The sequence below is a fragment of the Pseudomonas sp. PHC1 genome (assembly GCF_046487845.1).
Classification (GTDB): Bacteria; Pseudomonadota; Gammaproteobacteria; order Pseudomonadales; family Pseudomonadaceae; genus Aquipseudomonas; species Aquipseudomonas sputi.
The window spans coordinates 1-8,854 of record NZ_JBJXHJ010000042.1; the positions used below are offsets into that span (position 1 = coordinate 1).

The window sequence follows — 8,854 nt, forward strand, 5'->3', positions numbered from 1 at the left end:
GTACGGTTACCGGGATAGCGAATTCTTTTTCATGAAGATCAAGAGCGTGTTTCCCGGCAATCCGTGATGAACCTTTTAATTCTCTGATCGGGATCAGCGCCGCGTGAACGATAAGAGCGCCATCTCGCTGAAGGATGAGGTTGTGCGTAATTCCCTGATCTAAATCCCGCTGCATTGTCATGCGCATGGTCTTATCCCAGTCGTCATCGACTAGGCGGGCACGCAGTTGTGCTGCGGAATACTTCAACGCTTCGATGGTGCGTCTTCGCCAGCACAGGCGAACACGCATTTTCACTCGCGCACCTTCAGGTGATGTAGCCGAAACCAGCTGGCTTGTGGCCGATCCGGTCACTTTGAGTTGGTCATCGATGTCTTGAAAGCCACGGTCGGCCAGGAATGGCGCAACAGCGGCTCGGGAGATGCTTTCGGCGTGAAAGCTTTCTTCGCTACGAAACTGGCGTGTCATTCGAATTCTCCCTTTCGGTCGCTGCGTGCACAGCGATAGGTCCCTATGGGCATCCTAACGAAAACGGGGGCCAAATGGCCCCCGTTTTGCGTTTATACCTCCTGAATAATCCTGATCAGACGAATCGACCAATATGCAGCCTGAAACGCCCGAATCAGTTCTTCGGGAAGGTACTTCTGAATGAAGGATCGCAAGGGCGAATTCTCCAAAGGGTTGGTGGAATTTATTCCGAAACTAATGACGGAACAAACAGGTTTCCACTTACGCAGTGGCTAAACCGTAAACTAAGCCGCAAACTCATCGGAATGGTTAATTAACGAATTAAAGAATTAACGAATTAACGAATTAACGCACGGTTGACGGACCGGTCACTTGGCCATACCCTTCGAATTGAGAGTAAGAAAGCTGTATGGCTGTAAGTGGAAACTGGAGATTACCACAGGAATTCCTCAGGGAATCAACCTGAAAAAATCTGCCCCGAGGCCCGCCAATGTGCGGGTCTCGTCGTTTGTGGAGGGTGGGGCCACCATCGGTGATAGCACACCCCCCGACAAATGGCGGGTTTGCGCGGGTTGGTCGCTAAAACCGACGGAAAATGGTCAACACTAAGCAACACTATTCAGTATCACTAAGCCACTAAGACTTTCCGACGAACGGTAGTTTGTAGTGTGAAGTATGTTTCACCTATTGCAAAAGTTTTGCACCACATGCAATAGGAGAAAATTCGTGATAGCTGGAAAAATCTACCAAGCACACTTCTTACTCTGTTTATAGAGTGGCATTTGGCTATTTAGCGAGTGGCTGGATGAAGTTTTACTATATACCGTAAAAAGCATACTTTTAACTGATCAAAACATGTCATCGCCGCTCTCTTTTTAGAAAGTGACTACGGACGACCTACCCCCGTTGGGCGGGGCGCGGTTCAGATGGCCCTAGGGACTAGCAGGTACCGTAGTCAGATGGCTGATCAGGGAATACAACAGGCTGTAAAAAAGAACAGGCGCACAGCCAATCCTTCGCGATAAACTTCCCTGCTTCGATTTCAAGTCTGCCTGCACGTTGTCCGGCAAATTGCTCCACGACGTCAGGCCTGAGCGCTCCTCAATCTCAGCCACCGTCACCTGGAAGTTGCAGAAGCTGACTGTACGTGGCGTGCTTTGCTCCATGATGAAAGCCGCATACTGGCCATCGGCAGGCGAGCGGCCCAACAAGATGACTTTCCAGTAGCCACTGGGGATTGTGTGGACTTTGTTGGTGCCTGGGAGAGAACCAATATTCCTTTCGTACAAAGGTCAAATCGCCACGTATACCGCATCGATGCCAGGCGATTTACCAAGACTACGCTCCTGATCTTCCAACCGAGCCCAAGCGCCTCGGTTCAAGTCCTCTTTTTGCGGCGTAATGTTGCTCAAATAATTCAGGGGTTCCCAATTGGTGATCCCACCCATCAAAGCCAGGTTGGCTTGGTGACCTCTGTCCAGATGCAAGGCAACGTAGGCTCCGTTGTAGTCCACCGGGTTCAGCGTTTCTCCGGCAGGAATGTCAGGGTCAGTTTTCCAATTGCGTGGACGATTGGGGGCGGGGGTGTCCTTCGTGATTTTGTAGGCAACCCAATGGCGAATTTCGTTGAGCCGTTGTTATTCAAGCTATAGGCATCGCGAACGATGGTGACCTCGCCACAGCCAGATGGGCACCCGACTGCACAGTTATCTACCGTAGGTATCTCAACGAGAGATCTGTGAGTGACACTGACAGATCGCGGTGTTTCCACTAATGGCTGGGATCTACCGTCAACCTCAACTGTTCGAGGCTGGTGCATGCCGCCAGTAATGGAAATATGGCGAGCAACAGCGTTTTAGTTTTAGGCATTCCTTGCATGATTCGCTCCTTTAGAAACTGCTGAACATAGGCCTTCAGATTCGATCAGACCACACGTTCCATGCTTCACATTATTTCCACCGCATGCAAAGCTGTTATCAAAAAAGAAAAATGCTTTCGGGGTATGTCAACCTGGTAGTGATTACGAAGCAGGAAGAACTCAGCCCCATGAAGAATGGGGCTGAGTTTGTGACCTTAAGGCAAATTGTTAGGTGTTCCCAAGGCGTGCCGGCTAGCCCAGGCAGTGACTTCAGAAACGATGAGCCCATCGTCGTTGTCTATGAAGCCTTGGAAGTGGTCGCGCAGACCCGCTGCGTTGATGTTCACTCGATGAAAACACCACATAGACTCCAGCATACGAACCGCTTTGAACCGTGCCAGTTCGTCGTACAGAGGCTGGTAGTTACGTTGCTTTCGAAGGTCGTACTCCAAAAAGAACAAAGCCATTTCCCACCCCTTTAGCGCAACTTGTCAGATTGAGAAAGCACGGAAGCGGCGAGGGTTTTCGTGGTCTCGCTGTATTTGTCAGACTGGAGTACGTGAGATGCCATGGTCTCCATCGCCTTGCCTGTTTCTTTAGCAGACGAAGTCTGCGAAAGCGCCGATGCAGCGAGGCTTTTTGCGGTGACGGAGGCATGCGGATTGCGCAGAATCTCAGATGCGAGTGTCGCGACGTCCTGACCGGTTTGTTTTGTGTTGATAGTCATAATGGTATTTCCTCTTACAGGCTAAGAAATTGCCACAGAGGGACAGCCGGTCAGCAGGAACCGTTGACGTTGATGTCAATGTTTGGCTCAATGCGATCCCCCTAGGGCAAACGTAATCGCTACTGTTTAGCTTTAGATGGTACGGGTGGTTGTGTTCTAAGTTGTCCAGACCGAATCACGACCACTCGTAGACTTTTTTCAGGCTTGCCTCGTTAGAGGCCAGTAACTGACGAAACCCCATATGTAGGGTTTTTTTTTCGTCTGGATACAAGATAATGCGTTTTTAGCAGGCATTGCAACTTGCAACCTGTGGATAAGTCTGTGCGTATTTTGTGTATGAAACGGCTAATTCCCATGTAAGCCTCACGGCTATTGATGTTGACCGCTTGTCACTGTTTTTTAGAAATTTTGGAATTTTTTCGGTCTGTGCGATTTTGCGTTTGCACGAGCCATGACTCTGTCATATTTGCCACTCATAAATGGCTAATTCGCCCTCATCAACTTCCGCCCAACCCACTCCGCGACCTGCGTAACAAAGGCGTTTCCGGCAGCGAAAGCCTCCGCAAGGTTGGCCGCATACAGTCCGAGGCAAAACCCATCATCCTCAGACGCTCGCTGCCGCTCAGCCATCTGATCCCATCCGTTCGCGTGAGCGACGAGAGTCGTACAGCCCATAGCGATCTGGGAAGGGGCTCGGTCGGCCAATAGAGTATTGGCAGCCCAGGCATCCGCGGGTCGTGGCCATTGCTGCAACTGAGACGCTGGAGGTATTGCGTCCACTGGCGCGGCGTCAGCCAGCAGCTCGAAGGGGGGCATGCGTCTAAAACCCGCGACCAGGAATATTCGACGACGTTGCTGGGGGACTCCGAAATATTGAGCATTAAGCACTCGCCAAAATCCCACATACCCGCAGTCCGCAAGGGCCCTGATGACTGTTTCAAAGTCGTGGCTATCGTTGACAGCGAGCAGGTTAACGACGTTCTCAAGCACCACCCAGCGAGGTTGAGTTTCCTTGAGGATTCGTACGACCTCCCAGAACAGGCCGCTGCGGGCGCCGCGCAGACCGCGGGTGTCTCGGTTGCTTTCCCGGGCGCCGGCGACGCTGATGTCCTGGCAGGGGAATCCGGCGGTGAGGACATCGACGGGACTGAGGTTGTGAGCGCCGCACTGGCGCACGTCTTCAAGTTGCTGTGCATGGGGAAATCGATCGGCAAGCACAGCCCGGTTGATGGGGTTGAGTTCGACTTGCCAGGCGCTGCGGTATCCGGCGTTTTCAAATCCAAGATCAAAGCCTCCTATGCCTGCGAACAGGCTGCCAATAGTGGGTTGCTGCATTCAGGAACTCGTGGTTCTGGATGCTCGCGGCACGCTGGGGGGAAGCTCGTGGCCTTCAAATGGTTGAGTGTCCGGCAACGCGGGCACTTGATTTGTAATTCAGTGAAGCCGCTGGCGGCGGCGAGTTTGCGGCAACAGTGGCCGCAACGAATGTCTTGCAAGGCATCATCCTTGATTGGGGAAAATCACTCTGTGATGGGTTCCAACTGCCAATAAAGTTCGTCAGCGGATACGGCGTGTTTAGCAAATTCGGCGGCATTGTCGGGTAGCGGTGATGGGCCGTGTTTGTGGGCCGCGATGGAAGCGTTCAGCCGTGCGCAGTCGGAGATGTTTCGCAGCTACATCGTGCAGTTCGCTCATGAGTGGTTCGGCATTGAGCTCACGGGTAACCCCATCATCCTGTCGAACGGTGCTGAGCTGCGTTTTCTGAGTACCAACAGCAGTACGGCACAGACCTATAACGGAAACGTCTACATCGATGAATACTTCTGGATCCGCGACTTCGAAAAGCTGAACACCGTGGCCAGTGCAATGGCCACGCAGAAGCATTGGTGCAAGACGTACTTTTCTACGCCCAGCGCGGTAAGCCATCAGGCCTACCCGTTCTGGACGGGGGAGACCTTTCGTAATGGCAAGCACAAGGCGGCGCGCGATCCGTGGCCGAGTGATGCGCAACTGCGCGGCGGTGCGCTGTGCCCGGACGGGCAGTGGCGGCAGGTCATTACAGTGGAAGACGCCATTGCCGGCGGCTGTGACCGGATCGATGTTGAGCGGCTGCGGTTGGAGTATTCCGAGGATCTTTTCGATCAGCTGTTTTTGTGCAAATTCATCGACAGCACGCAAAGTGTGTTCGACCTGAAGAGCCTGGAGCGTTGCTATTCCGATCAGAGTTTGTGGAAGGATTACAACCCGGACCCTGCAACCAAACGTCCCTTCGGCAATAGCCCGGTGTGGTTGGGCTATGACCCTAGTCGCACGCGTGACGACGCCACTTGTGTGGTGGTGGCACCGCCGTTGGAGCAAGGTGACAAGTTCCGCATTCTGGAGAAGCATTCCTGGCGCGGACATTCGTTCACCTACCAGGCCGCCCAGGTCAAAAAGCTGTGCGAGCGTTTCAATGTGCAGCACATCGGCATTGACGTTACGGGCGTGGGCTATGGGGTGTTCGATCTGGTGCGCGACTTCTACCCGCGGGCGACGCCGATCCACTACAGCCTTGAAACCAAAAACGCATTGGTGCTCAAAGCCCAGGACACGATTCAAGGGCGGCGCATTGAGTGGGACGCCGGCTGGAACGACATCGCGGCGGCCTTCCTGACGATCAAACGCGGCGCCACGAGCAGTGGCCAGATTACTTACAGCGCATCACGAACCGAGGCGACCGGCCACGCCGACATTGCGTGGGCGGTGATGCATGCGCTGGCCCATGAACCTCTGAACATCAACAAACGCCGGCGCAGCCGCTGGTCCACGCTTGAGGGCAGCCATGAACGCACCCATACCGAACATCGCGCCGGGCGCGAGCAGAATACGAGCCTTCAGCTTCGGCGCTCCGGAGTCCGTTTTGACCGGGCACATGGGCGACTACCTGGGTGTGTTCGCCAGCGACGACGGGCAGCTTTACACGCCGCCCGTCTCCCGCGAGGGGCTGGCTAAGCTGCTGCGTGCCAACGCGCACCACGGCACGATCCCACGCTTCAAGCGCAACCTTTTGTTGCGTGATTTCATCCCGTCCGCTGGGTGCAGCGCGCAGACGATGGGGCGGGCGGCGCTGGATTTCATGGTGTTTGGCGAGGGGTACTTTCAGCGTAAGCGCAATGTGATCGGCCAGGTGCTGGAGCTTGAGCATTTGCCGGCGTTGAACATGCGGCGCAAGGTGGGCGGTGGTTTTGCAATGTTGCGTCCAAACGGTGAGGCCCTGCATTTTGAAGAAGATGAGGTCGAGCACGTCATGGACTACGACGTGGAGCAGAACATCTACGGTGTACCCGACTACCTGGGCGGGATGCATGCGTTACTGCTGAACGAGTCGGCGACGTTGTTCCGGCGGCGCTATTTCAATAATGGCGCGCACGCCGGGTTTGTGTTTTACACCAATGACCCGAATCTGTCGGAAGAGGACGAGAAGGCACTGCAGGCCAAGATCGCCGGCAGCAAGGGGGTGGGTAATTTCCGCTCGCTGTTCGTCAATATTCCGGGGGGTAGTGACAAGGCGATTCAGATCATCCCCGTGGGGGATATTGCGACGAAGGATGAATTCGAGCGGATCAAGAACATCACCCGTAATGACGTGATTGCCGCATGGCGGATGAATCCGGCGCTTGCGGGGGTGATGCCGGAAAACGCGGCAGGGTTTGGGGATATTGAAAAGATCGACCGGGTGTATACGAATAATGAGATTCGACCGATTATGCAGTTGTTTTCGCAGGTGAATATTTTACTGCGGAAAGATCGTGCGATTAATTGGCTATCCTAGAATGCTTAATCTTTTTTTGTTATGTGTTTTATAGTGAATAGTTCTTAAAAACTGTTATTTCTGACAGTGGTTTTTGATTGGTAGAGGTCACAAGCTTTCTACTCGTTGTGTGTATTCTCATTGTGAAAAATACATAGTTTGGAGCCTGTGCCATGCCAACTACTATTGTGAAAAATATCCCAGTAGGTCTGAGTGATGAAGAGTTGCAATCTCAGATTTCTGCAAAAACCGCAGAGCGTATTATAAAAGTTGAGCAAGATTCGCAAAAGTTGGAAGCGACAATAACGTGGGAGGTCCAGACCAATCGTGCGCGTGCTTCTGGCGCTCCAGCGGTCTTTTGGCTTTCACCGGAGCGTGAGATTGACTTTGCAAGATTTCAATGATTCTGCGAGTTGGTAGGCGTCTATGGTATGTAAACCCAATCCCCACTTATTGATATGTGCTATGTTTTTTGGAAATGGTGGGCTTTGGTTAAGTTGGGTAAAATGTGCTTTTGGTTAATGCTGAGACTCCGCGATGCGTGTGGTATGTAAGTTTTGTGGCCAGAAAGGTCGTATTGTTTCAAGAGATGTATTATCAACGGATTTTGTTCGATTATATTGTCAGTGTGGGTCTGCACAATGTGGCCACACTTGGGTGGCTCACTTGACCTTTTCTCACACGCTCAGCCCTTGCGCGCAAGTGGTCGATCGATTGTTGTTCGATCGCTTGCGCGCTTTACCTCGTGCTCAACAGCGTGACCTTTTCGATCAATTGGGAACGTTGTAGTGAAGGCGAGGGCGAACCCTCGCCAAGGTGGAGTACTACTCAGTGGGGACTAGTTGATCAAGTACCTGGTTTACGGCCAGTTCCGACAGCATGACGATTTGCGCGATGCCTTGGGCGGTTTTGCGGTGGGTGCCTTCGAGGACGCCAGCGAAGTCGTTGAGCATGACGCTGACTGAGCCCAGGCCTTCGCAGGCGTCGACCAGCAGTGTTTCGTTGCTCGACTTGGGATTGGCCATGTAGTTGCGATTGGGGTAGTAGTCTGCGGCCATGATGCGGGCGGTGGGTGGACCCAGGTAGTAGTCGAGGGCGCGCTCGGCGGCTTCGTTGAATTTTTTAGAACCGGGGCATTCGTACGGGGATGTCGGATCTGGGATGGCCGTCGGCTCGTTGACCGGCGGGTTCGGCGTTACCTTGAACATGAGAGCTTTCCTCTGGTGAGGCCGCCCGACCTTCGCTGCTCTTCGAAAGGGTGGCGGCTGTGTGCAAGTAGCAGACCGGTAAGCTCTCGGAATCCGGCGCACCCGAAGGTGCCATGCACACAGCCACCATTGAGCACAGGCGATTGCCTGACCAGATGATACTTGTGCTTCCGAGGCGTACCGGGCTGCTATACCCGGTCACTGGTAATCAGTGACGCAACCAAATTAACAGTTCGCTCAAGGTGCTCAAGCCGGCGGATTCTGGCGTAGCCGTAGGCAACGGCGCAAGGATTTGTAGCCCTTGGGAAGTATCACGGCGTGTCTGTAAACAGGCTTCTTGAGCGTGTTTATAGGTGGAGTGAATCTGGGGAAATGTCTGACGCAGCCGCTCGGCGGCGTCAGGATTTGGTGGCGAGCGATGGCTACCGGGTTTCAGCCGGTGCGAAGCATTGGCACTGCCAGTTCGGTGGCTTCTTCCCCTTGTGCACGCAACAGGCTTTCGGCGTTTTCATAGGCTTGCATGCGGCTTTTGCCGTACTCGAACAAGGCCAGTTTGCTGCGTTTGTTGAGGGGTATGTCGGAGGTGCACAGTTCGACGAACAGTGAAAATGAGTGCCCGCATTCCTCGAATTTTTCGCGAACTTCCATGGCATTTTTTGGGGTGGACATCACTTGACTCCTTGTTCTTTATGCTGTCGGTGGCGAGTTTATTTACGTTGAAAGTTTTGCGTGGCGGGCTCAACCGGTCAACGCAACGAGTCGCTGCAACCTATCAGCGGGTGTTTCAAAATCCAAGGTTTCACGT

General features: G+C 53.5%; 9 protein-coding genes and 3 pseudogenes. 4 read left to right on the forward strand and 8 right to left on the reverse strand.

What is annotated here, in order from left to right:
• The 6 genes and pseudogenes from ACKJSM_RS28405 to ACKJSM_RS28430 all read right to left on the reverse strand — a co-directional run.
• Positions 1-466: pseudogene (locus ACKJSM_RS28405) on the reverse strand (hypothetical protein); the annotation flags it as partial.
• Positions 467-1,398: 932 nt separating this feature from the next.
• A pseudogene (locus tag ACKJSM_RS28410) lies at positions 1,399-2,088 on the reverse strand (DNA/RNA non-specific endonuclease).
• Between the two features lie 451 nt (positions 2,089-2,539).
• Positions 2,540-2,791 carry a hypothetical protein gene (locus ACKJSM_RS28415; RefSeq protein WP_410239506.1) on the reverse strand — a complete coding sequence of 84 codons (252 nt, stop codon included), beginning with the start codon at positions 2,789-2,791 and terminating at the stop codon, positions 2,540-2,542.
• 11 nt (positions 2,792-2,802) lie between these two features.
• Positions 2,803-3,051 (reverse strand): hypothetical protein, encoded by a 249-nt coding sequence (locus ACKJSM_RS28420; protein ID WP_410239507.1) that lies wholly within the window; start codon positions 3,049-3,051, stop codon positions 2,803-2,805.
• A 483-nt stretch (positions 3,052-3,534) separates the two neighbouring features.
• On the reverse strand, positions 3,535-4,386 hold the full coding sequence (locus tag ACKJSM_RS28425; protein WP_410239508.1) for a DNA cytosine methyltransferase: 852 nt from the start codon (positions 4,384-4,386) through the stop codon (positions 3,535-3,537).
• Positions 4,347-4,547: a Com family DNA-binding transcriptional regulator gene (locus tag ACKJSM_RS28430; RefSeq protein ID WP_410239509.1), complete on the reverse strand. Its 201-nt coding sequence runs from the start codon at positions 4,545-4,547 to the stop codon at positions 4,347-4,349. Before ACKJSM_RS28430 ends, ACKJSM_RS28425 begins: the two co-directional genes overlap by 40 nt.
• 148 nt (positions 4,548-4,695) lie before the next feature.
• Here ACKJSM_RS28430 and ACKJSM_RS28435 point away from each other — a divergent pair.
• The 4 genes and pseudogenes from ACKJSM_RS28435 to ACKJSM_RS28450 form a co-directional block, all read left to right on the forward strand.
• Positions 4,696-5,872: pseudogene (locus ACKJSM_RS28435) on the forward strand (terminase large subunit domain-containing protein); the annotation flags it as partial.
• 90 nt (positions 5,873-5,962) lie between these two features.
• The gene (locus ACKJSM_RS28440) at positions 5,963-6,862 is read left to right on the forward strand and encodes a phage portal protein (protein WP_410239510.1); all 900 of its coding nucleotides are present in this window, start codon (positions 5,963-5,965) and stop codon (positions 6,860-6,862) included.
• A gap of 152 nt (positions 6,863-7,014) precedes the next feature.
• Positions 7,015-7,245, forward strand: coding sequence for a hypothetical protein (locus ACKJSM_RS28445; RefSeq protein WP_410239511.1), 231 nt, complete (start codon positions 7,015-7,017; stop codon positions 7,243-7,245).
• Positions 7,246-7,378: 133 nt separating this feature from the next.
• A complete protein-coding gene (locus ACKJSM_RS28450) occupies positions 7,379-7,630 on the forward strand; it encodes an ogr/Delta-like zinc finger family protein (protein WP_410239512.1) in 252 nt (83 codons plus the stop codon).
• Positions 7,631-7,665: 35 nt separating this feature from the next.
• On the opposite strand, the gene ACKJSM_RS28455 is transcribed toward ACKJSM_RS28450, so the two are convergent.
• Positions 7,666-8,049, reverse strand: a complete 384-nt coding sequence (locus ACKJSM_RS28455) for a DUF6124 family protein (RefSeq protein WP_410239513.1) — start codon at positions 8,047-8,049, stop codon at positions 7,666-7,668.
• A 432-nt stretch (positions 8,050-8,481) separates the two neighbouring features.
• Positions 8,482-8,718: a hypothetical protein gene (locus ACKJSM_RS28460; RefSeq protein WP_410239514.1), complete on the reverse strand. Its 237-nt coding sequence runs from the start codon at positions 8,716-8,718 to the stop codon at positions 8,482-8,484.
• Between the last annotated feature and the right edge of the window lie 136 nt (positions 8,719-8,854).